Below are 21,611 nucleotides of genomic sequence, written 5' to 3'. Positions count from 1 at the left end.
GGCGCGTCGGCCTTCGCCGCCGCCGTGCGCGACGGCCGTGCGCCCCGCGCGGCCTGGCAGGCGACCCCCGGGGAGGACTGGCCGGCGCGGCTCGCCGAGTTGATCGGCCACACCGTGGCCGCCGGGCGCGGGGTCATCGTCGTCGTCCCCGACCAGCGCGACCTGGACCGACTCGAACAGGCCTGCGGCCACTTGGGCGAGCGCTGCGTGACGCTCGCCGCCGGGTTGGGACCCACCGCCCGGTACCGCCGGTGGCTGGCCGCGCTGCGCGGCACGGCGCGCGTCGTGCTGGGCACGCGAAGCGCGGTCTTCGCCCCGGTGCGCGACCTCGGCCTCGTGGTCGTCTGGGACGACGGGGATCCCAGCCTCGACGAACCCCGTGCGCCGTATCCGCACCCGCGCGAGGTCGCCGTGCTGCGCTCACACCAGGAGGGGTGCGGGCTGCTCCTCGGCGGGTACTCCCGCACCGCCGAGGCCCAGGCCCTGGTGGCCGCCGGATGGGCACACGACCTGGTCGCGGACCGCGCGACCATCCGCGAGCGCGGGCCCCGGGTGCAGGCGCTCGCCGAGGAGAACCGCGCGATCGGAAACGACCCGCTGGTCCGGCTCGCCCGCATTCCCGAATTCGCCTTCCGCCTGGCCCGGTCGTCGCTCGACGCGGGGGCACCGGTCCTCATCAGCGTTCCGCGGCGCGGCTACCTTCCGTCGCTGGCGTGCGCGAAGTGCCGCACCCACGCCCGGTGCCGGTCCTGTCACGGCCCACTCGGCATGGGGAGCGACGGCACCGTGTCGTGCCGGTGGTGTGGACGCGTCGACCCGGCGCCGCGGTGCGCGGCCTGCGGGTCCACCGAGATCCGGGCCCGGACGATCGGTTCGGCCCGCACCGCCGAAGAGTTGGGACGGGCGTTTCGCGGGGTACCGGTGGTGACGAGCGACGGGTCCCGCATGGTCGAGACCGTGCCCGCGGGAGCACGGCTGGTGGTCGCGACACCGGGCGCCGAGCCGATCGCCGACGAGGGGTACGGAACCGTCATCGCGGTCGACACCTGGGCCCACCTCGACCGCGAGGACCTGCGCGCCGACGAGGACGCGGCCCGGCACTGGTTCTCGATCGCGGCGCTGGCCCGCAGCGGGCGCGACGGTGGAAGTGTCGTGCTCCTGGCCGAGAACGACCTGCCGCCGGTACAGGCGGTCGTGCGCTGGGACCCCATCGGCTTCGCCGCCGACCAGCTCGCCCAACGCACCGAACTCGGCTTCCCGCCGGCCGTGACGATGGCCGCCGTCGACGGCACCCCGACAGCGGTCCGCCAATTCGTCGACCTGCTCGAGTTGCCCGACGGAGCGGGAATCCTCGGCCCGGTGCCGCTGCCCCCGGGCGTCCGGCCGCCGCCCGGCGACTTCGGGCCCGGTGAGGAGTTCGAACGGCTCCTGATCCGCGTCGACCGCCGTCACGGTCGTGCCCTGGCAGACGCCCTGGCCGCAGCGCAGGCACGTCGTACGGGCACCCACGACGGTGGCCCGCTGCGCGTGCAGGTGGACCCGCCGACCATCGGTTGAGCCGCGGGGGCGCCCGCCTACTATTGGCTGAATGCGCGTCCTGTTCGCCGGCACCCCGGCTGTCGCTGTGCCCTCGCTGAACGCTCTGCACGACTCGCCCCACCACGACGTCGTCGGCGTGCTCACCCGACCCGACGCCGTGTCGGGCCGCGGCCGCAAGGTCAACCGCAGCGATGTCGCCCGGCGGGCCGACGAATTGGGGATCGAGGTGTACACGCCGGAGCGGCTCACCCGCGACGGCGCGGCAGACCCCGATGTCCTCGCCACACTCACCAGATGGGCGCCCGATTGCGCCGCCGTCGTCGCCTATGGCGGACTGATTCCACCGGGGCTCCTCGAGCTGCCGGAACACGGGTGGGTCAACCTGCACTTCTCCCTCCTGCCGGCCTGGCGCGGGGCCGCCCCCGTGCAGGCCGCAATCGCCGCGGGCGACACCGCGACCGGCGCCACGACCTTCCGACTCGAGGAGGGGTTGGACACCGGCCCGGTTTACGGCTCACTCACCACCGACATCGATCCCGCGGAGACGAGCGGTGATCTACTCGCCCGACTCGCCGACTCCGGTGCCGCCCTGCTCGTCGCCACGCTCGACGGAATCGAAGCCGGGGAACTGGCGCCGGTGCCGCAACCGGACCACGACGTGTCCCACGCGGCGAAGATCACCGTGGAGGACGCCCACGTGCTCTGGGGCCGGCCCGCACACATCGTGGCGCGACTCATCCGGGCACACACCCCGGAACCGGGGGCCTGGTCCCTGGTCACCGCGGGTGGCAACGAGTTGCGGTTGCGGATCGGACCCGTGCGCCGGGGCGTGGACGGCGAGCCGGGGGCTCCGGCGGCGTTGGCCCCCGGCCAGCTGGCGGTCGCCAAGAAGGCCGTGTATGTCGGCACCGCCGACGAGGTCGTCGCGTTGACCTGGGTCGTTCCCCCGGGGAAGAAGCAGATGCCGGCGGCCGACTGGGCGCGTGGTGCCCGTCTCGAGCCGGGGGAGGTCCTGCGATGACCACCGGGAAGCAGGGCGGCAAGTACCGGGACAAGCGAGTCGACCCGGTCCGCGCGACCGCCCGCGACGTCCTGCGGGCGGTCCGCGAGCGCGACGCGTACGCGAACCTCCTGTTGCCGTCGTTGCTGCGCGAGCGCGGCCTGGCCGGTCGCGACGCAGCGTTGGCCACGGAACTGACCTACGGCACCGCCCGGGCGCAGGGCACCCTGGACGCCGTCATCGCCGCCGCGGCCGGCCGCCCGGTCTCGGAGATCGACGGCCGCCTCCTGGACGTGCTCCGACTGGGTGCCTATCAGCTGTTGCGCACCCGCATCGGCTCCCACGCGGCCGTGTCGACGTCGGTGGACCTGGTGCGCGCCGAGGACGGGCAGGGGCCGGCCGGGTTCGTCAACGCCGTGCTCCGGAAGGTGTCCCAGCGAGACGAGGAGCTGTGGGCGCAGGAGTTGGCCCCGTCCATCGCCGACGACCCTGTCGGACACCTGGCTTTCGTCTACGCCCATCCCCGCTGGGTGGCCGACGTGTTTCGGGAGGCGCTGGGTGGTTCGATCGGCGCATTGCAGGCGGCGCTCGCGGCTGACGACTCCCGTCCGCCGGTGCACCTGGTCGCCCGCCCGGGCCAGGTGACCGCCTCAGAGCTCGCCCTGATGTCCGGCGGTGAGGAAGGGCGGCTGTCGCCGTACTGCGTCTACCTGCCCGGCGGCGACCCCGGTCGGCTGGACGTCGTCCGCGAAGGCCTGGCCGGCGTGCAGGACGAGGGCAGCCAGCTGGTGGCCATCGCCTTCACCCGCGCCGAGCTCGACGGTCCCGACGGTGGCCGCTGGCTCGACCTGTGCGCCGGGCCCGGTGGCAAGGCCGCGCTGATCGGTTCGCTCGCCGAGGTTGCCGGGGCCCATCTCGACGCCGTCGAGGTCTCCGAGCACCGCGCCGACCTGATCCGCTCGGTCACGGCGGACCTCCCGGTCACGGTTCACGTCGCCGACAGTCGCGCCAGCGGACTGGAACCCGGCTACGACCGCGTGCTCGTCGACGCGCCTTGCAGTGGCCTCGGCTCGCTGCGGCGCCGCCCGGAGGCACGGTGGCGGCGCCGACCGGCCGACGTCGACGAACTCGTCCCGCTGCAACGCGCGCTGCTGACCGAGGCACTGGCGCTCGTCCGCCCGGGCGGCGCGGTCGTGTACTCGACCTGCTCCCCGCACCCGGCCGAGACGACCGGCGTCGTCGACGCGGTCTGCGCAGCCACGGGCGCCGAGCGCCTCGACGCGCGCATATTCGTCCAGACCGACGGGATGCCGATCGACGGCCTCGGGTCCGGTCCGCATGTGCAACTGTGGCCGCATCTGCATGGCACTGACGCGATGTTCCTCGCCGTGCTCCGCCGGACATAGACTGATCGGCATGTGCCAGCGACCCAACGCGCCGATGATCGCGCCGTCCATCCTGTCGGCCGACTTCGCCAACCTCGCCGCGGAGGCCGCCGCCGTCGCCGGCTCGGACTGGCTGCACGTCGACGTCATGGATGCCCACTTCGTGCCCAACCTGACCCTGGGTCTCCCGGTGGTGGAGAGCCTGCTGAAGGCGACCGACATCCCGCTGGACTGTCACCTGATGATCGACGACCCGGGCCGCTGGGCGCCGCCGTACGCCGAGGCGGGCGCCCACAACGTCACCTTCCACGCCGAGGCCACCGATGATCCGCGCGCGGTCGCCCGCGACATCCGTGCGGCCGGCGGCATGGCGGGCCTGGCGATCAAGCCCGGTACCGACCTCGAGCCCTACCTGGAGATCCTCCGCGACATCGACACCCTGCTGGTGATGAGCGTCGAACCCGGCTTCGGAGGCCAGAGCTTCATCCCCGAGGTCTTGTCGAAGGTGCGCACCGCGCGACGCCTCGTCGACGCCGGCGAGCTCAGCGTTCTGGTGGAGATCGACGGCGGCATCAACTCCGACACCATCGAGCAGGCCGCCGAGGCGGGTGTCGACTGCTTCGTCGCCGGTTCCGCGGTCTACAGCGCCGACGACCCGGGGCGTGCCGTCGCCGCGCTGCGCGAGCAGGCTGCCGCGCACCGGCCGTCTGCCGTGGGCACCGAGTAGGGCGATGAACACCGATCAGCCGTACGGGGCGGCGATGGCCCGCGCCATCGCGGAGTCGCGTGCGGCGATGGGGGTCTCGTCGCCCAATCCGCCGGTGGGTGCGGTGATCGTCGACGACGCGGGCTCGGTGTTGGGCGTCGGCCACACTCAGGCGGCCGGCGGGGCGCACGCGGAGATCATGGCGCTGCGCGAGGCGGGGGACAGGGCCCGTGGGGCCACTGCCGTGGTCACGCTGGAGCCGTGCGACCACACCGGGCGCACCGGACCCTGTACGCGGGCGCTCATCGACGCGGGGATCGTCCGTGTCGTCTTCGCACTGCCCGACCCCAACCCGGAAGCCGCCGATGGCGCCGAGACCCTCCGCAATGCCGGTATCGACGTTGTCACCGGCGTCGGCGGCGACGCGGCCTTCAACGGCCCGCTGCGGGGCTGGCTGCACCGGCAGGAGACCGGGCGGCCCTATGTCATCGTCAAGATCGCCGCCACCATCGATGGCCGCGTCGCGGCACCAGACGGCACCAGCAAATGGATCACCGGCCGCGGCTCGCGGGAAGACGCCCACCGGGTGCGGGCCGGCATGGATGCGATCGTCATCGGAACCGGGACGGCGCTGGCAGACAATCCGTCACTGACCGCGCGCAAACCGGACGGCAGCCTTGTCGACCATCAGCCGACGCGCATCGTCGTCGGCAATCGGGACCTACCCGCGGATGCTGCTGTGCTCGACGACTCCGCGCCGACGAAGCTGGTCCGGTCGCACGACCCGCACGAGGTTCTTGCCGCCGTTCCCGATGCGCTCAACATCCTCGTCGAGGGCGGACCGTCGGTCATCGGCGCCTTCCTCGCCGCCGGACTCGTCGACGAGGTCCACGCCTACCTCGCCCCGACGATTCTCGGCGCGGGCGCGGGCGCGGTCGACGACCCGACCGTGACAACCCTGGCGCAGGCGCACCGCTTCGTCATCGTCGCGGCACAGATGTTGGACGGCAGCAACGACGTGAAGCTGGTGCTGCGGACCCACCCCGACGTGTAGCCGCTGCGCGGCCGCTACTTGCGGCCCAGGAAAACGCCGACGAGCAAACCGAGCACGGCCGCGACCGTCAGGGCCAGCCACTGAGAGGTGTCCACCTCGGCGAACAGGAAGTTGATCTTCGTCTGGGTGCGGTTGATCACGATGAACACGATCGCGATGATCGCCACCAGCAGGGTGAACCAGTGCCGCTTCAGCAGGTGCTCGATGCCCGAACCGCTCTTCGTTTCGTTACTCATGCAGGCAAGCATGGCACAGCACCGAGCCCGACCAGCGACTTCGCGGCAACATTGATGCGCGGTGATTCGAAGGGGTCGACGACTTCGGCGGATTTGCCACGCGTGCTAGCGTTTTCTACAGAGTTCTCGGGGCAGGGTGAGATTCCCTACCGGCGGTGATGATCGACATTCTCGATCGAGCCCGCGAGCGCTCGCCCGGCCCGAAGGGGTCCGGCGGGGACAGCAGATCCGGTGTGAATCCGGAGCCGACGGTCATAGTCCGGATGTGAGAGAACACCGCGACCGGTCGCGTCTTCGCACCGGGTCGTCGGCGCCCTCGCGCCCAGCCCCGCGATCTCGGGTGAGCTGGAAGGAGACGAGGTGTTCACCGGAATCGTCGAAGAGCGCGGCACCATCACCGCCAAAGACGACTTGGTCGATGCTGCGCGGTTGACGGTCCGCGGACCGACCGTCACCAGCGATGCCGCCTTCGGCGACTCGATCGCGGTCAACGGCGTCTGTCTCACGGTCACCGATCTCACCGCGGACGGCGAATTCGCGGTCGACGTCATGGCCGAGACCCTGGACCGCAGTTCCCTCGGCGGGCTCGCCGTCGGTTCCACCGTGAACCTCGAGCGGGCGATGCGCGCCGACGGACGCTTCGGCGGCCACATCGTGCAGGGCCACGTCGACGGCGTCGGCACGATCGTCGCGATCAACCCGGCCGAGAACTGGACCGTCATCCGCATCGCCCTGCCCACGACACTGCGCCGCTACGTGGTCGAGAAGGGCTCAATCACCGTCGACGGGGTGTCCCTGACGGTGTCGGCGGTGGGTTCTGACGACGACGGACCGTGGTTCGAGGTGTCGTTGATCCCGGCGACACTGGAACACACGAATCTCGGCCAGGCGCAGGTGGGACGAATGGTGAACCTGGAGGCGGACGTGATCGCCAAGTACGTGGAACGGCTGACGGGCAGTGACGATGAGTGAGAAGAACACCGAGACTCCGCGCGAGGCCGTCCGGTTCGATTCGGTCGAACAGGCGATCGCCGACATCAAGGCGGGCAAGGCCGTCGTCGTCGTCGACGACGAGGACCGAGAGAACGAGGGCGATCTGATCTTCGCCGCCGAGATGGCCACGCCCGAGCTCGTGGCGTTCATGGTGCGCTACACCTCGGGCTATCTGTGTGTGCCGTTGACCGGCGAGGACTGCGATCGGCTGGGCCTGCCCCCGATGCACACCACGAACCAGGACAAGCACGGCACCGCATACACGGTCACCGTCGACGCCCGCGAGGGGATCGGCACCGGCATCAGCGCCGCGGACCGGGCCACGACCATGCGCCTGCTCGCCGATCCGGACAGCAAGGCCGTCGACTTCACCCGTCCTGGCCACGTGGTCCCGCTCCGGGCGAAGGAGGGGGGCGTGCTGCGTCGGCCCGGCCACACCGAGGCCGCCGTCGACCTCGCCACATTGGCCGGTCTCCAACCCGCCGGGGTCATCTGCGAGATCGTCAGCCAGAAGGACGAGGGCTCGATGGCCCAGACCGACGAGCTGCGCGTCTTCGCCGACGATCACGGCCTGTCGCTCATCTCCATCGCCGACCTGATCGCATGGCGGCGCCGCAACGAGAAGCACGTCGTGCGCGTCGCCGACGCCCGCATCCCGACCGAGTACGGCGACTTCCGCGCGGTCGGGTACACCTCCGACTTCGACGACGTCGAACACGTGGCGCTCGTCATGGGTGACATCTCCGCCGACCACGGCGACGACGTTCTGGTCCGCGTCCACTCCGAGTGCCTCACCGGGGACGTCTTCGGTTCCCTGCGCTGCGACTGCGGCCCGCAGCTGCACGCGGCCATGCAGATGGTGGCCGACGAGGGGCGCGGCATCGTGCTCTACATGCGTGGACACGAGGGGCGCGGGATCGGTCTGCTCCACAAACTCCAGGCCTACCAACTCCAGGACGCCGGCGCGGACACCGTCGACGCCAACCTGAAACTCGGCCTGCCCGCGGACTCCCGCGACTACGGCATCGGCGCGCAGATCCTCGTCGACCTCGGCGTGCGGTCCATGCGGTTGCTGACGAACAACCCGGCCAAACGGGTCGGCCTGGACGGGTACGGCCTGGCGATCACCGAGCGCGTCCCGATGCCGGTGCGCGCCAACAAGGAGAATCTGCGGTATCTGCGCACGAAGCGCGACCGGATGGGCCACGATCTGGAGGGCTTGGACGAATACGACTTGGACCTGCCCGAGGACGGCCCCGCGGGCACGGTGTCCGAAGGAGGGGAGCGCAGGTGAGCGGATTCGGGGAACCCTCGCTGGAGCTCGACCGAGCCGACGAGGTGCGCCTGGCGATCGTCGCGTCGCAATGGCACGAGAAGATCTGCACGGCACTGCTCAACGGCGCCGTCGGCGCGGCCACCGCCGCCGGTGTGGCCGACATGACCGTGATCCGGGTGGCGGGCGCGATCGAGCTGCCGGTGATCGTGCAGGCGCTCGCCCGGTCTCATGATGCGGTCGTGGCGCTGGGGGTCGTGATCCGCGGCGAGACGCCGCACTTCGACTACGTCTGCGACGCGGTGACCGCAGGGCTGACCCGTGTGTCGCTGGACGAATCGACGCCGGTCGGCAACGGCGTCCTCACCGTCGACACCGAGGCGCAGGCGCTCGCCCGCGCAGGCCTGCCCGACTCCTCCGAGGACAAGGGCGCGCAGGCCGTCAACGCGGCGCTCGCCTCGGCCCTGATCCTGAGGTCGTTACGGTGAGCACGCCGGACGAGTGGGACTTCGTCTACCGGCCCCGCAAGCTGGTCCGCTGGGCGTGGATCGCGGCGGTGGTGGCGCTGATCATCCACGCGGTGTTCGGCTATCTCGTGACCGCGTCGAAGATCAGGATCTTCGGGTATTCGCACAACTTCGGCGACAACGGGGTGCGCAACCTCGGTTCCGCCGACCAGTGGTCCCTCATCCTCATCGGCGTTCTCGTCGCCGGAGCGATCCTGCTGCTCACCCGTCCGCGCTTGCGGGTCGGTGCCCGGGGCGTCGCCGTGCGCAACCTGATCGGCGAGCGGGTCTTCGCCTGGGACGAGATCGAGGGCATCAGCTACCCCGAGCGGGGATCGTCGGCCTGGCTCGAGCTGCCGATGGACGAACACATCCCGGTGATGGCCATTCGCAGCGGCGACGGCGAGGCCGCGGTGTCCGCGATGGAGACGGTGCGCGAACTTCACCAGCGCTACCTGCCGGTGAGCCGATGAGCGATCGCCCCGGGACCAAGGAGTGGCTGGCCGCCGCGTTCGGTCGGCCGCTGCTCGCCGGCATCGTGCTGCTCGTGGCCTACTTCCTGCTGCCGATCGACCACCACAGCCGGTGGAACACCGTCGGCTTCGTCTGTGGTGGCGTCCTGCTGCTCGTCTTCTGTGTCGGGGCGGTGCGTCGCATCCGCGCCAACGTGTACCCGACGCTCGCGGCCTACGACGTCCTGACGGCACTCATCGGCCTGTACCTCGTGGTGTTCTCGGCAACCTATTTCGTGCTGTCCAACTACGAGCCGACCAGCTTCAGCCAGCGCCTGACCCGAGTCGACGCGCTGTACTACTGCCTCTCGGTCTTCACCACCACCGGCTTCGGGGACATCTTCGCGAACACCCAACCCGCCCGGATCGCGGTCTCCGCGCAGATGGTGTCCTCGTTGCTCATCCTCGGGGCCGGCGTCCACTTCGTCACCCAGTTCGTCAGCGAGCGCGTGCGGGCGGCCCGCGAACCGGATGCGACCACGATCACGACCGCCGGCGACGCCGAGGCGGACTAGGCTGCGCGTGTTGAAACACAGCCTCATCGTCGCCGCTCTGATCGGCGCCGTCGCGCTGCCGTGGCCCTGGCCGGACACGGGCAGCTTCGGGGGCAGCCGGTCGTCCTACCAGCAGGAAGGCGGGTCCTGCTACAGCAACGAGTTCGGCACCCGTTCCGCCGACGGTCGCCTGTACTGCAACCGGTCCACCGGGCTCTGGACACGTCGGCGCTAGCGAATCCCGCACGCGTTGTCTGTACACGGGTCTACCGTTCGGACTCATGAAAAAACTCGTGGTCGGCTTGGCAGCAGCAGCGGTACTCGCGACGATGGGCATCGCCGACGCGGAGGGCGCGCCGTCGTCCGTGCCGCGCGAGGGAGGCCCGTGCTACCCGTCCGAGCCCGCGAGCGGTGATCTCTATTGCTCTGGTGAGAGCGGTACATGGAAGAGCCGATCGGTGCGCAATGCCCCGAAGGTGCAGATCGGCAGCGCGTGTCCGCAGCTGGGCAAGCGTGCGATAGTCGTCGGCACCCATGGCGAAGCCACCTGTAAGCAGTCGGTGCGGGGACTCACCTGGCAGTGGTGATCACTGTCGGGCCCGGCGACTAACCTGGAGCCGTGCCCGATCCCTCGACTTATCGACCCGCGCCCGGGTCGATCCCCACCGATCCGGGGGTGTACAAGTTTCGGGATCCGCACGGCCGCGTCATCTACGTCGGCAAGGCGAAAAACCTGCGGTCGCGGCTCACGTCCTACTTCGCCGATCTGACGTCGCTGCACCCGCGCACCCACCAGATGGTCACCACCGCGGCGTCGGTGGAGTGGACCGTCGTGACCACCGAGGTCGAGGCGCTTCAGCTCGAATACAACTGGATCAAGGAGTTCGACCCGCGGTTCAACGTCCGCTACCGCGACGACAAGTCCTATCCCATGCTCGCGGTCACCCTCAACGAGGAGTACCCGCGCCTCTTCGTCTACCGCGGTCCCCGGCGCAAGGGGGTGCGCTACTTCGGGCCCTATTCGCACGCGTGGGCGATCCGCGAGACGTTGGACCTGCTGACGCGGGTCTTTCCGGCGCGCACCTGTTCCAACGGCGTGTTCAAACGGCACGGCCAGATCGGCCGTCCCTGCCTGCTTGGCTACATCGACAAGTGCTCGGCGCCCTGCATCGGTCGCGTCACCGCCGACGAGCACCGGGAGATCGTCGACGACTTCTGCGACTTCCTCGCCGGCCGCACCGACCGGATGATCGCCGACGTCGAGAAGCGCATGCAGCGCGCCGCCGCGGACCTCGACTTCGAGAAGGCCGCCCGCCTGCGGGACGACGCGACGGCGTTGCGCCGGGCGATGGAGAAGCAGACGGTCGTGCTCGGCGACGGCACCGACGCCGATGTCGTCGCGATGGTCGGCGACGAGTTGGAGACATCCGTCCAGGTCTTCCAGGTCCGCGACGGGCGGGTGCGCGGACAGCGCGGATGGGTCGTCGAACGGCCCGACGACGACACGCTCGGCGCCCAGGTGGAGCACTTCCTGACGCAGTTCTACGGCGCCCAGGCCGACCAGGACGCGACGGTGACGATGTCGGCGAGCCGCGAGCTGGGGGAGTCGGTGCCGCGCGAGGTGCTGGTGCCCGAACTGCCCGACACCGCCGACGACCTCGGCGACTGGCTGTCCGGGCTGCGCGGGTCCCGGGTGAGCCTGCGGGTGCCCCAGCGCGGCGACAAGCGCGACCTGCTGGAAACGGTCGAGCGCAACGCCTCCGAGGCGCTCGCCCAGCACAAGCTGCGCCGGGCGGGCGACCTGACCTCGCGGTCGGCCGCGCTCACCGAGATCCAGGAATACCTCGGCATGGATTCGGCCCCGCTGCGCATCGAGTGCGTCGACATCTCGCATGTGCAGGGCACCGACGTGGTTGCCTCGCTGGTCGTGTTCGAGGACGGTCTGCCGCGCAAGTCCGACTACCGGCACTACTCGATCAAGGAAGCCGCCGGCGACGGCCGCTCCGACGACGTCGCGTCGATCGCCGAGGTGACCCGGCGCCGATTCCTCCGACACCGGCCCGGAGCGGACGAGGACGAGCGCCTCGACCCGCAGACCGGTGGGCCGAAGCGGTTCGCCTATCCCCCCAACCTTTTCGTCGTCGATGGTGGCGCCCCGCAGACGCACGCCGCCGCCGCAGTCCTCGAAGAACTCGGCATCACCGACGTCACCGTGGTGGGCCTGGCCAAGCGCATGGAGGAGATCTGGGCCCCCGGTGACGACGAGCCGATCATCATGCCGCGCACCAGCGAGGGCCTGTTCCTGCTGCAGCGCGTCCGCGACGAGGCCCACCGCTTCGCCATCTCCTTCCACCGCAGCAAGCGCAGCAAGCGGATGACGACCTCGGCGCTCGACGCGGTGCCCGGACTGGGGCCGACGCGGCGCACGGCACTGGTGACCGCGTTCGGGTCGGTGGCGAACCTGCGCGCGGCGAGCGTCGACGACATCGCCGCTGTTCCCGGAATCGGTCCAACAACGGCAAAGACGGTCCACGAGGCATTGGCAGTGGGTAGACAGGAGGACGATGACTGAGATCACGGTTGTCTTCATCGCGGGCATGTCGGGTGCGGGCCGTTCGGCCGCTGCCGACGTGTTCGAGGACGAGGGCTGGTACGTCGCCGACAACGTGCCGGTCACATTGATCGGCAAGCTCGTCGAACTGGCCCGAACCGGCGGCGACGAGACGTCGCGGCTGGCGATGGTGGTCCGCAGCGCCGACCAGAACTTCAGCGCGGAGTTGGCCGCGCTGCGGGCCGACCTGGACGCCGCGGGCATCTCGGTGTGGCAGGTCTTCCTGGACGCCAGTGACGAGACGCTGGTGCGACGCTTCGAGCAGGTCCGCCGGCGCCACCCGCTGCAGACCGACGACACCCTCATCGAGGCGATCGGCCGCGAGCGCGACTACCTGGCCGGCGTGAAGGAGGAGTCCGACCTCGTCATCGACACCTCGTCGCTGCCGGTGACCAAGTTGCGCGAGACCCTGACCAATGCCGCGCAGGACACGGCTCAGCAGGCCAGCCTGTCGGTGTCGATCCAGTCCTTCGGCTTCAAGTACGGCCTGCCGATCGACTCCGACCTCGTCACCGATGTTCGCTTCCTGCCCAACCCGTATTGGATTCCCGAACTCCGCGATCACGACGGCACCGAGGCACCGGTGCGCGACTACGTGTTGGGGCGCGAGGGCGCCGACGAGTTCGCCCGATTGTACGTCGACATCATCCGACTGGTGGCCGACGGCTACCTGCGCGAGGGCAAGCGCTACATGAGCGTGGGCATCGGCTGCACCGGCGGCAAACACCGCAGCGTCGCGATGGCCGAAGAGCTGGCCCGTCGCCTCGCTCAGGCCCAGGAGGACGGCGACGGACCCACGTTCGAGATCCGCGTCATGCACCGAGACCTGGGGCGCGAATGACCGGTCCCGACTCGAAGATCGTCGCCCTGGGCGGCGGGCACGGCCTCTACGCGACGCTGACCGCCATGCGGTACCTCAGCCCCGCACTGACCGCCGTGGTGACCGTCGCCGACGACGGCGGCTCGTCGGGACGCCTGCGCAGCGAACTGGACCTCATCCCGCCCGGCGATCTGCGGATGGCATTGGCCGCGCTGCTGGTCGCACCTGCGGCCCTGGACGACCGCCGGCGGGAGGGCAAGGACCCGGCCGACGCACAACTGTGGGGCGACCTGTTGCAGCACCGGTTCGGCGGGCACGGCGCGCTCGCCGGGCATCCGATCGGCAATCTGCTGCTACTGGGCCTGACCGAGTTGCTCGACGACCCGGTCCTGGCCCTGACCAAGCTGGGGGAGTTGTTCGACGTGACGGGCCGGGTGCTGCCCATGTCGACGGTGCCGTTGACCATCGAGGCCGATGTCACCGGTCTGGAAGCCGACCCCCGACTGAGTCGCTGCATCCAGGGCCAGGTCGCCGTCGCCACGACGCCGGGAAAGGTGCGTCGGGTGCGACTGCTTCCACCCGAGCCGCCGGCCAGTGCCGACGCCTGCTCGGCGATCGACGATGCGGACCTGGTGGTGCTCGGGCCGGGGTCGTGGTTCTCCAGCGTCATCCCGCACGTTCTCGTGCCCGACCAACTCGCTGCACTAATTTCAACATCTGCCCGTAGGATGCTGATAGTTAATCTCGCTCCGGAGCCGGGGGAGACGCCCGGCTTCTCGGTCGAGCGCCACCTCCACGTCCTGCACGCACACGCGGACAAACTCCGAATCGACGACGTCATCGTCGACGAGCGGTCGGTACCGGCCGGGCGGGAACGAGATCATCTGGCACGCGCGGCGGCGCTCTTCGGGGCGGATCTGCACGTCGGTGATCTCGCGGTGCCCGGCAAGCACGTCCACGACCCGCGTCGGGTCGCCGAGGTGGTCGCCGGGTTGACCGGGATTGGCATAACGGGCGCGAGGACGATGTCGTGAGTGGAGGATCATCAGCGGTGGCGATGACAGCGGCGGTGAAGGACGAGCTCAGCCGTCTCACCGTGACCCAGGTGAGTTGCCGGCGCGCCGAAGTGGCGGCGCTGCTGCGCTTCGCCGGCGGCCTGCACATCGTCGCCGGCCGCGTCGTCGTCGAGGCCGAGGTGGACACCGGCAACGTCGCACGACGCCTGCGCCGCGAGATCCACGACCTCTACGGTTACGCCTCCGACGTCCACGTGCTGCGCAGCGGCGGCATCCGCAAGGGGTCGCGCTACATCGTCCGCGTCGTCAAGGACGGCGAGGCCCTCGCCCGGCAGACCGGCCTGCTGGATTTGCGTGGGCGACCGGTCCGCGGTCTGCCCGCGCAGGTGGTGGGCGGCAGCATCGCCGACTCCGAGGCCGCCTGGCGCGGGGCCTTCCTCGCCCACGGTTCGCTCACCGAGCCCGGTCGCTCGTCGGCGCTGGAGGTCAGCTGCCCGGGACCCGAGGCGGCGCTCGCCCTCGTCGGCGCGGCCCGACGGCTGGGTGTCGCGGCCAAGGCCCGCGAGGTGCGCGGCGCCGATCGTGTCGTCATCCGGGACGGTGAGGCCATCGGCGCGCTCCTGACCCGCATGGGCGCACAGGACACGCGCCTGGAGTGGGAGGAGCGCCGGATGCGCCGCGAGGTGCGCGCGACGGCGAACCGGCTGGCGAACTTCGACGATGCGAACCTGCGCCGATCGGCGCGGGCCGCGGTGGCCGCGGCCGCCCGGGTCGAGCGCGCGCTGGAGATCCTGGGCGACGAGGTCCCCGACCACCTGATCGCCGCGGGACAGCTGCGCGTCACCCATCGGCAGGCATCGCTGGAGGAACTCGGCAAACTCGCCGACCCGCCGATGACCAAGGACGCCGTCGCCGGACGCATCCGCCGACTGCTGTCCATGGCGGACAAGAAGGCGCGCACCGAGGGCATCCCGGACACCGAGTCCGTCGTCACCTCCGAGCTTCTCGACGAGGCGTGACGGCCCGGCCGGGCCCGCTTCGCCCGCGCGGTGCGCACCGACTACGCTGATAGTCACATTCGTAGGACTCGTCAGACCCCCGGCGCGCGCCCACAATCGCCGCGTGCCACCCACAAAGGAGAATGCACGTGACTGTTCGCGTAGGCGTCAACGGATTCGGCCGGATCGGCCGTAACTTCTTCCGCGCCGTCGAGGCACAGAAGGCACTCGGCACCACCGACATCGAGATCGTCGCGGTCAACGACCTCACCGACAACGCCACGCTGGCCCACCTGCTGAAGTTCGACTCGATCCTGGGCCGTCTGCCCGAGGACGTGCGCCTGGAGGGCGAGGACACGATCGTCGTCGGCGACAAGAAGATCAAGGCGCTCGAGGTCAAGGAGGGCCCGTCGGCCATCCCGTGGGGCGACCTGGGCGTCGACGTCGTCGTGGAGTCGACCGGCATCTTCACCGCGCGCGACAAGGCCCAGGGCCACCTGGACGCGGGCGCCAAGAAGGTCATCATCTCCGCGCCGGCCTCCGACGAGGACATCACCATCGTCATGGGCGTCAACGACGACAAGTACGACGGCAGCCAGAACATCATCTCCAACGCGTCGTGCACCACGAACTGCCTCGGCCCGATGGCCAAGGTCCTCAACGACGAGTTCGGCATCGTCAAGGGCCTGATGACGACGGTCCACGCCTACACCCAGGACCAGAACCTGCAGGACGGCCCGCACAAGGATCTGCGCCGTGCCCGTGCCGCCGCGATCAACGTCGTGCCGACCTCGACCGGTGCGGCCAAGGCGATCGGCCTGGTGCTCCCGGAGCTCAAGGGCAAGCTCGACGGCTACGCGCTGCGCGTGCCGATCCCGACCGGCTCGGTCACCGACCTCACCGCGCACCTGGCGAAGCCGGCGTCCGCCGAGGACATCAACGCCGCGCTAAAGGCTGCCGCCGAGGGTCCGCTCAAGGGCATCCTCAAGTACTACGACGCTCCGATCGTCTCGAGCGACATCGTGACCGACCCGCACAGCTCGCTCGTCGACGGCGGCCTGACCAAGGTCATCGACGACCAGGCGAAGGTCGTGTCCTGGTACGACAACGAGTGGGGTTACTCGAACCGCCTCGTCGACCTGATCGGTCTCGTCAGCAAGTCGCTGTCGGCCTAACCCGTCCCGACCAGAACTCCAAGGAGTCCTCGCATGGCCGTGCCCTCCCTTGCCGACCTGCTGGAGACCGGGGTGTCCGGGCGCATCGTTCTGGTGCGCTCGGACCTCAACGTCCCGCTCGACGACGACGGCAACATCACCGACCCGGGCCGCATCGTGGCCTCGGCGCCGACGATCCGCAAACTCGCCGAGGCGGGAGCGGGTGTCATCGTCACGGCACACCTCGGCCGGCCGAAGGGTGAGCCCGATCCCAAGCTGTCGCTCGCCCCGGTGGCGGCGAAGCTGGGGGAGGAGTTGGGCCGCAACGTCCAACTCGCGGCCGACGTCGTCGGCTCTGACGCGCTCGCCCGCGCCGAGGGGCTCACCGACGGCGATGTGCTGCTGCTGGAGAACATCCGGTTCGATCCGCGCGAGACCTCCAAGGACGACGCCGAGCGCGAGGCGCTGGCCAAAGACCTCGCCGAGCTGACCGGGCCGGACGGCGCGTTCGTCTCGGACGGCTTCGGCGTGGTCCACCGCAAGCAGGCCTCGGTGTACGACGTCGCCGAGCTGCTCCCGCACTATGCGGGCGACCTGGTCCACGCCGAGGTGCAGGTGCTGTCCCGGCTGACCCAGGACCCGGCACGGCCCTACGCGGTGGTGCTCGGCGGTTCGAAGGTCTCGGACAAGCTGGGCGTCATCGAAGCGCTGGCGCCCAAGGTCGACACCCTGGTCATCGGTGGCGGCATGGCGTTCACGTTCCTCGCCGCACAGGGCTTCGGCGTCGGCACCTCGCTGTTGCAGGAGGACCAGATCGACGTCTGCAAGGACCTGCTGGATCGTTTCGCCGACGTCATCCGGCTCCCGGTGGACGTCGTGGTCGCGGACAAGTTCGCCGCGGATGCCGAGTCGAAGACCGTGCCGGCCGACCAGATCCCGGACGGCTGGATGGGCCTGGACATCGGGCCCGAGTCGGTCAAGCGGTTCGCCGCGGCCCTCGGCAGCGCCAAGACCGTGTTCTGGAACGGCCCGTCGGGCGTGTTCGAGTTCCCGAAGTTCGCGGCCGGCACCAAGGGTGTCGCCGAGGCGATCGCGGCGACCACCGCCGACGGTGCGTTCACCGTCGTCGGCGGCGGCGATTCGGCGGCCGCCGTCCGAGTGCTGGGCATCCCGGATGCGGACTTCTCACACATCTCGACCGGCGGCGGAGCGTCCCTGGAGTACCTGGAGGGCAAGGAACTGCCCGGTCTGACCGTGCTGGAGGCGCCGAACAATGCCTGACCGCACGCGCAAGCCGCTCATCGCCGGCAACTGGAAGATGAACATGACGCACCTCGAGGCGATCGCCCTGGTGCAGAACATCGACTTCCGCCTGCCGAACAAGTACTACGACAAGGTCGATGTGACGGTCATCCCGCCGTTCACCGACATCCGCAGCGTTCAGACGATCGTCGACGGCGACAAGCTCCTGCTCACCTATGGCGCGCAGGACCTCTCCGAACACGACTCTGGCGCGTACACCGGTGAGATCAGCGGTGCCTTCCTGGCCAAGCTGGGCTGCACCTACGTCGTGGTCGGCCATTCCGAGCGCCGCACCTACCACCACGAGACCGACGAGGTCGTGCTCGCCAAGACCAAGGCCGCGCTCCGCCACGAGCTCACCCCGATCGTCTGCATCGGCGAGGGCCTCGAGGTCCGCGAGGCGGGCGAGCACATCGCGTTCAACGTCGAGCAGCTCAAGGGATCGCTCGCCGGTCTGTCGGCGGCGGAGATCGCCAAGACGGTGATCGCCTACGAGCCGGTCTGGGCGATCGGCACCGGGCGCGTCGCCAGCGCCGACGACGCACAGGAGGTCTGTGCCGCCGTCCGTGCGACGGTCGCCGAGCTGGCCGACAAGGCCGTCGCCGAGGAGATCCGTGTGCTGTACGGCGGATCGGTGAACGCCAAGAACATCGGCGACCTGATCGCCCAGGCCGACGTCGACGGCGCCCTCGTGGGCGGCGCATCGCTGAAGGCGGAGGAGTTCGCCACACTGTCGGCCATCGCCGCCGGCGGCCCGCTGCCGTGACCGCGGCGTTTCGTCGCGTACACTCTTCGATGGCCCCCGCGGGCCGACCGACCCGAATAGAAGGACCTGACCCACTGTGAAACTTGCGCTCCAGATCGGTATCGCCATCACCAGCCTGCTGCTGGTGGTGCTGGTCCTGCTGCACCGCGGCAAGGGTGGCGGTCTGTCCTCGCTGTTCGGCGGCGGCGTGCAGTCCAGCCTGTCCGGCTCGAGTGTCGTCGAGCGCAACCTGGACCGCCTCACCATCGGCGTCGGCTTCCTGTGGGTCCTGCTGATCGTCGGCATGGAGCTGTACATCAAGTTCCTCGCGGACTAGTCGCGAACCCTCCGTTCGGCGCCTCGTGATGCCGAGCGGCCCGCCCTCGGGAATACTCGACTCATGGGCGACGATGATTCTGCACCAGCAATCCCGGTTCACTCCGCCTCGTGGCGTCCGTCCGGCACGGTCGTCGACCTGCTCGAGGTCGACAAGACCGATCGGGCCCTGACCGAACCGCTCCGCGAGGACATCCGCCTGCTGGGCGGAATGCTCGGCGACGTCATCCGCGAACACTCCGGCGCCTCCACCTTCAACCTGGTCGAGGGCTCGCGCCAGGCGGCGTTCGACATCCGCGAGAACGAGCTGGACCGTGACGTGCTCGCGGACCGCTACGCCGACGAGCCCGCCGACGAGTTGTTGCCGGTGGCCCGGGCATTCTCCCTCTTCGGCCTGCTGGCCAACCTCGCCGAGGACATCCACCGCGAACGTCGGCGCGCCATCCACCTGCGTGCCGGAGACAAACCGCAGCACAGCAGCCTCGCGGCCACCTACGCGGAGCTGGCGACGGCCGACCTCTCCAGCGACCACGTCGGGAAGATTCTCGGCGATGCGACGGTGGTGCCGGTGATCACCGCGCACCCGACCGAGACCCGCCGACGCACCATCTTCGAGGCACAGAACCGCATCACCGAGCTGATGCGACTGCGTCGCCGCACCGAGCTCACCCCGGCCGAGGAGGCCGCTGCGCTCGCCGGGATCCGACGACAGATCCTCACCATGTGGCAGACCGCTCTCATCCGGATCGAGCGGTTGTCCATCCTCGACGAGATCGCGGCCGGTTTGCGCTACTACGACGCCAGTTTCTTCGAGGTGGTGCCGCGCATCAACACCGAGACGCGGTCGGCGCTGTGTGCGGCGTTTCCGGACGCCGGACTCGAGCACGCGCCGCTGATCCGGATGGGCTCGTGGATCGGCGGCGACCGCGACGGCAACCCGTTCGTCACCGGTGAGGTCGTCGCGACCGCCACCTCGTCGGCGGCCCGCCTGGCGTTCGCCCATCACCTCGAGCAGCTGGAGGAGTTGACCAGTGAGCTGAGCATGTCCGCCCGGCTCGTCACCGTCCCCGCGACGCTGACGGAACTGTCTGCCCAGGCCCCATCCGCCTCACCCGACGAGCCCTTCCGCGGCGCGCTGAAGGCGATCCGGGCGCGACTGTCGACGACCGCGCTCGACCGTCTCGGCGACTCCGCGGACTCGCTGCCGCACCTCGTGGGCGACTCGACCGCACCGAAATACGCCGACAAGGCCGAATTCCGCGCAGACCTGGACGTCCTCGACCGCGCGCTGCGCACCAACGACGACGACGAGATCGCCGACGATCGCCTGCTGCGCGTGCGCGAGAGCGCGCAGACCTTCGGGTTCAACCTGTCCGGCCTCGACATGCGGCAGAACTCCGAGGTCCACGAGACGGTCGTCGCCGAACTCCTCGCATGGGCCGGGGTGCACGACGATTACCTCGCACTGGACGAGGAGGCGCGCGTCGCCGTCCTGTCGACCGAACTGCGGTCGCGGCGTCCACTCACCGGCCCCGACGCCGAGTTGAGTGAACTCGCCGCGAAGGAGCTCGCCATCGTGCGGGCAGCGGCCGCCGCCGTCGCGACCTTCGGCCCCGAGTCGGTGCCGAACTACATCATCAGCATGTGCACCTCGGTCAGTGACATGCTCGAAGCCCTCGTCCTGCTGAAGGAGGCCGGCCTCTATGACGCCGGTGGGGAGGCCGGTGCGTCGAGCCTGCTGCGCGTCGTCCCGCTGTTCGAGACGATCGAGGACCTCCAGCAGGGCGCCACGACGATCCTCGCCGCCCTCGACGTGCCGCTGTACCGGGAGGTGGTGACCGGCCAGCAGAACATGCAGGAGGTCATGCTCGGCTATTCCGACTCGAACAAGGACGGCGGCTACCTCGCCGCCAACTGGGCCCTCTATCGGGCCGAGCTGGACCTCGTCGAGGCGGCCGAGAAGGCGGGTGTGCGATTGCGCCTCTTCCATGGCCGCGGCGGCACCGTCGGTCGTGGCGGCGGACCCAGCTACGAGGCCATCCTGGCGCAACCGCCCGGCGCCGTGCAGGGGTCGCTGCGGATCACCGAGCAGGGCGAGATCATCGCCGCCAAGTACGCCGAACCCGTCCTGGCGCACCGCAATCTCGAGACGATTCTCGCCGCCACGATCGAGTCCTCACTGCTGGACGTCGAAGGCCTCGGCGACGACTCGGAGCAGGCCTACGCGATCCTCGACGACCTCGCCGCCCGGGCCCGCAGTGCCTACAGCGACCTCGTCCACCACACCGACGGCTTTGTCGAGTACTTCACGACGTCGACGCCGCTGTCGGAGATCGGCGAGCTCAACATCGGCAGCCGTCCGGCCTCGCGCAAGCAGACGCAGCAGATCTCCGATCTCCGCGCCATCCCGTGGGTGCTGTCGTGGAGCCAGTCCCGCGTGATGCTCCCGGGGTGGTACGGGACCGGCTCGGCCTTCGCCAGCTGGATCGGCGACGACGAGGGTTCGGCCGCACGACTCGAGACCCTGCGCGACTACAACCGACGGTGGCCCTTCTTCGCCAGCGTGATGTCGAACATGGCGCAGGTGCTGGCCAAGTCCGACATGGGGGTCGCGCACCGGTACTCGCAGTTGGTGCCGGACCCGGATCTGCGGGAGCGGGTCTTCGGGAAGATCGTGGCCGAACACGACCTGACCATCGCCATGCACGCCGCGATCACCGAGTCCGACGACCTGCTCGCCGACAACCCGGCGCTCAAACGGTCGGTGTACAACCGCTATCCGTACTTGGAGCCGCTGAATCTCCTGCAGGTCGAGTTCCTGCGCCGCTACCGCGCCGGCGACGACAGTCGCGAGGTGCGTCGGGGCATCCTGATTACGATGAACGGATTGGCCACCGCGCTGCGCAACAGCGGGTAGACACGGCCGACGGC

Annotated in this window: 22 protein-coding genes and 1 riboswitch; of the genes, 21 read left to right on the top strand and 1 reads right to left on the bottom strand. The window is 70.0% G+C overall.

What is annotated here, in order from left to right:
• The 5 genes from QM634_RS08275 to ribD all read left to right on the top strand — a co-directional run.
• On the top strand, positions 1-1,557 hold a 1,557-nt coding region (locus tag QM634_RS08275; RefSeq protein ID WP_415042297.1), incomplete at its 5' end, for a primosome assembly protein PriA.
• Between the two features lie 31 nt (positions 1,558-1,588).
• Positions 1,589-2,560: a methionyl-tRNA formyltransferase gene (gene fmt / locus QM634_RS08270; RefSeq protein WP_415042296.1), complete on the top strand. Its 972-nt coding sequence runs from the start codon at positions 1,589-1,591 to the stop codon at positions 2,558-2,560.
• Entirely contained in the window at positions 2,557-3,945 is a 1,389-nt protein-coding gene (locus QM634_RS08265; protein ID WP_415042295.1) for an RsmB/NOP family class I SAM-dependent RNA methyltransferase, read from the top strand. Before fmt ends, QM634_RS08265 begins: the two co-directional genes overlap by 4 nt.
• Before the next feature lie 10 nt (positions 3,946-3,955).
• Positions 3,956-4,651 (top strand): ribulose-phosphate 3-epimerase, encoded by a 696-nt coding sequence (rpe, locus tag QM634_RS08260; RefSeq protein ID WP_415042294.1) that lies wholly within the window; start codon positions 3,956-3,958, stop codon positions 4,649-4,651.
• 4 nt (positions 4,652-4,655) lie between these two features.
• Positions 4,656-5,684, top strand: coding sequence for a bifunctional diaminohydroxyphosphoribosylaminopyrimidine deaminase/5-amino-6-(5-phosphoribosylamino)uracil reductase RibD (ribD, locus tag QM634_RS08255; RefSeq protein ID WP_415042293.1), 1,029 nt, complete (start codon positions 4,656-4,658; stop codon positions 5,682-5,684).
• A gap of 14 nt (positions 5,685-5,698) precedes the next feature.
• Here ribD and QM634_RS08250 read toward each other — a convergent pair whose 3' ends face one another.
• The gene (locus QM634_RS08250; protein ID WP_415042292.1) at positions 5,699-5,920 is read right to left on the bottom strand and encodes a LapA family protein; all 222 of its coding nucleotides are present in this window, start codon (positions 5,918-5,920) and stop codon (positions 5,699-5,701) included.
• A gap of 118 nt (positions 5,921-6,038) precedes the next feature.
• A riboswitch (FMN riboswitch) is annotated at positions 6,039-6,199 on the top strand.
• 81 nt (positions 6,200-6,280) lie between these two features.
• Between QM634_RS08250 and QM634_RS08245 the strand changes: the two genes are divergently transcribed.
• The 16 genes from QM634_RS08245 to ppc all read left to right on the top strand — a co-directional run bounded on the left by QM634_RS08245 (position 6,281) and on the right by ppc (position 21,597).
• Complete coding sequence (locus tag QM634_RS08245; protein WP_415042291.1) at positions 6,281-6,892, top strand: riboflavin synthase; 612 nt, start codon at positions 6,281-6,283, stop codon at positions 6,890-6,892.
• Entirely contained in the window at positions 6,885-8,207 is a 1,323-nt protein-coding gene (locus QM634_RS08240; protein ID WP_415042290.1) for a bifunctional 3,4-dihydroxy-2-butanone-4-phosphate synthase/GTP cyclohydrolase II, read from the top strand. The genes QM634_RS08245 and QM634_RS08240 overlap by 8 nt, the downstream gene beginning before the upstream one ends.
• A complete protein-coding gene (ribH, locus tag QM634_RS08235; RefSeq protein WP_415042289.1) occupies positions 8,204-8,674 on the top strand; it encodes a 6,7-dimethyl-8-ribityllumazine synthase in 471 nt (156 codons plus the stop codon). The genes QM634_RS08240 and ribH overlap by 4 nt, the downstream gene beginning before the upstream one ends.
• Positions 8,671-9,165, top strand: coding sequence for a PH domain-containing protein (locus tag QM634_RS08230; protein ID WP_415042288.1), 495 nt, complete (start codon positions 8,671-8,673; stop codon positions 9,163-9,165). The genes ribH and QM634_RS08230 overlap by 4 nt, the downstream gene beginning before the upstream one ends.
• On the top strand, positions 9,162-9,719 hold the full coding sequence (locus QM634_RS08225; protein ID WP_415042287.1) for a potassium channel family protein: 558 nt from the start codon (positions 9,162-9,164) through the stop codon (positions 9,717-9,719). The genes QM634_RS08230 and QM634_RS08225 overlap by 4 nt, the downstream gene beginning before the upstream one ends.
• Positions 9,720-9,729: 10 nt before the next feature.
• Positions 9,730-9,933 (top strand): hypothetical protein, encoded by a 204-nt coding sequence (locus QM634_RS08220; RefSeq protein WP_415042286.1) that lies wholly within the window; start codon positions 9,730-9,732, stop codon positions 9,931-9,933.
• 46 nt (positions 9,934-9,979) lie between these two features.
• Complete coding sequence (locus QM634_RS08215; protein WP_415042285.1) at positions 9,980-10,285, top strand: hypothetical protein; 306 nt, start codon at positions 9,980-9,982, stop codon at positions 10,283-10,285.
• A gap of 32 nt (positions 10,286-10,317) precedes the next feature.
• Entirely contained in the window at positions 10,318-12,270 is a 1,953-nt protein-coding gene (gene uvrC / locus QM634_RS08210) for an excinuclease ABC subunit UvrC (RefSeq protein WP_415042284.1), read from the top strand.
• Complete coding sequence (gene rapZ, locus QM634_RS08205) at positions 12,263-13,150, top strand: RNase adapter RapZ (RefSeq protein WP_415042283.1); 888 nt, start codon at positions 12,263-12,265, stop codon at positions 13,148-13,150. Before uvrC ends, rapZ begins: the two co-directional genes overlap by 8 nt.
• Positions 13,147-14,163 carry a gluconeogenesis factor YvcK family protein gene (locus QM634_RS08200; protein ID WP_415042282.1) on the top strand — a complete coding sequence of 339 codons (1,017 nt, stop codon included), beginning with the start codon at positions 13,147-13,149 and terminating at the stop codon, positions 14,161-14,163. The genes rapZ and QM634_RS08200 overlap by 4 nt, the downstream gene beginning before the upstream one ends.
• 23 nt (positions 14,164-14,186) lie before the next feature.
• The gene (gene whiA, locus QM634_RS08195; protein ID WP_415042301.1) at positions 14,187-15,164 is read left to right on the top strand and encodes a DNA-binding protein WhiA; all 978 of its coding nucleotides are present in this window, start codon (positions 14,187-14,189) and stop codon (positions 15,162-15,164) included.
• A gap of 128 nt (positions 15,165-15,292) precedes the next feature.
• Positions 15,293-16,318, top strand: a complete 1,026-nt coding sequence (gene gap / locus QM634_RS08190; protein ID WP_415042281.1) for a type I glyceraldehyde-3-phosphate dehydrogenase — start codon at positions 15,293-15,295, stop codon at positions 16,316-16,318.
• A gap of 33 nt (positions 16,319-16,351) precedes the next feature.
• Positions 16,352-17,578, top strand: a complete 1,227-nt coding sequence (locus QM634_RS08185) for a phosphoglycerate kinase (protein WP_415042280.1) — start codon at positions 16,352-16,354, stop codon at positions 17,576-17,578.
• Entirely contained in the window at positions 17,571-18,365 is a 795-nt protein-coding gene (gene tpiA / locus QM634_RS08180) for a triose-phosphate isomerase (RefSeq protein WP_415042279.1), read from the top strand. The genes QM634_RS08185 and tpiA overlap by 8 nt, the downstream gene beginning before the upstream one ends.
• 76 nt (positions 18,366-18,441) lie before the next feature.
• The gene (gene secG / locus QM634_RS08175) at positions 18,442-18,681 is read left to right on the top strand and encodes a preprotein translocase subunit SecG (protein ID WP_415042278.1); all 240 of its coding nucleotides are present in this window, start codon (positions 18,442-18,444) and stop codon (positions 18,679-18,681) included.
• Between the two features lie 63 nt (positions 18,682-18,744).
• Positions 18,745-21,597, top strand: coding sequence for a phosphoenolpyruvate carboxylase (ppc, locus tag QM634_RS08170; protein WP_415042277.1), 2,853 nt, complete (start codon positions 18,745-18,747; stop codon positions 21,595-21,597).
• The last annotated feature ends 14 nt before the right edge of the window (positions 21,598-21,611 follow it).

The organism is Gordonia sp. (in: high G+C Gram-positive bacteria) (assembly GCF_047606305.1).
Lineage (GTDB): Bacteria > Actinomycetota > Actinomycetes > Mycobacteriales > Mycobacteriaceae > Gordonia.
Note: the sequence above shows the minus strand (reverse complement) of the source record. Positions and strands in the feature narration are given on the sequence as shown.

What these genes read in the sequence shown, in the direction of transcription:
- rpe (WP_415042294.1), top strand. Translation starts at nt 3,956, where the DNA reads ATGTGCCAGCGACCCAACGCGCCGATGATCGCGCCGTCCATCCTGTCG.
- QM634_RS08200 (WP_415042282.1), top strand. Translation starts at nt 13,147, where the DNA reads ATGACCGGTCCCGACTCGAAGATCGTCGCCCTGGGCGGCGGGCACGGC.
- QM634_RS08265 (WP_415042295.1), top strand. Translation starts at nt 2,557, where the DNA reads ATGACCACCGGGAAGCAGGGCGGCAAGTACCGGGACAAGCGAGTCGAC.
- ribD (WP_415042293.1), top strand. Translation starts at nt 4,656, where the DNA reads ATGAACACCGATCAGCCGTACGGGGCGGCGATGGCCCGCGCCATCGCG.
- fmt (WP_415042296.1), top strand. Translation starts at nt 1,589, where the DNA reads ATGCGCGTCCTGTTCGCCGGCACCCCGGCTGTCGCTGTGCCCTCGCTG.
- QM634_RS08225 (WP_415042287.1), top strand. Translation starts at nt 9,162, where the DNA reads ATGAGCGATCGCCCCGGGACCAAGGAGTGGCTGGCCGCCGCGTTCGGT.
- ppc (WP_415042277.1), top strand. Translation starts at nt 18,745, where the DNA reads ATGGGCGACGATGATTCTGCACCAGCAATCCCGGTTCACTCCGCCTCG.
- QM634_RS08240 (WP_415042290.1), top strand. Translation starts at nt 6,885, where the DNA reads ATGAGTGAGAAGAACACCGAGACTCCGCGCGAGGCCGTCCGGTTCGAT.
- whiA (WP_415042301.1), top strand. Translation starts at nt 14,187, where the DNA reads ATGACAGCGGCGGTGAAGGACGAGCTCAGCCGTCTCACCGTGACCCAG.
- rapZ (WP_415042283.1), top strand. Translation starts at nt 12,263, where the DNA reads ATGACTGAGATCACGGTTGTCTTCATCGCGGGCATGTCGGGTGCGGGC.
- QM634_RS08185 (WP_415042280.1), top strand. Translation starts at nt 16,352, where the DNA reads ATGGCCGTGCCCTCCCTTGCCGACCTGCTGGAGACCGGGGTGTCCGGG.
- QM634_RS08215 (WP_415042285.1), top strand. Translation starts at nt 9,980, where the DNA reads ATGAAAAAACTCGTGGTCGGCTTGGCAGCAGCAGCGGTACTCGCGACG.
- QM634_RS08250 (WP_415042292.1), bottom strand. Translation starts at nt 5,920, where the DNA reads ATGAGTAACGAAACGAAGAGCGGTTCGGGCATCGAGCACCTGCTGAAG.
- tpiA (WP_415042279.1), top strand. Translation starts at nt 17,571, where the DNA reads ATGCCTGACCGCACGCGCAAGCCGCTCATCGCCGGCAACTGGAAGATG.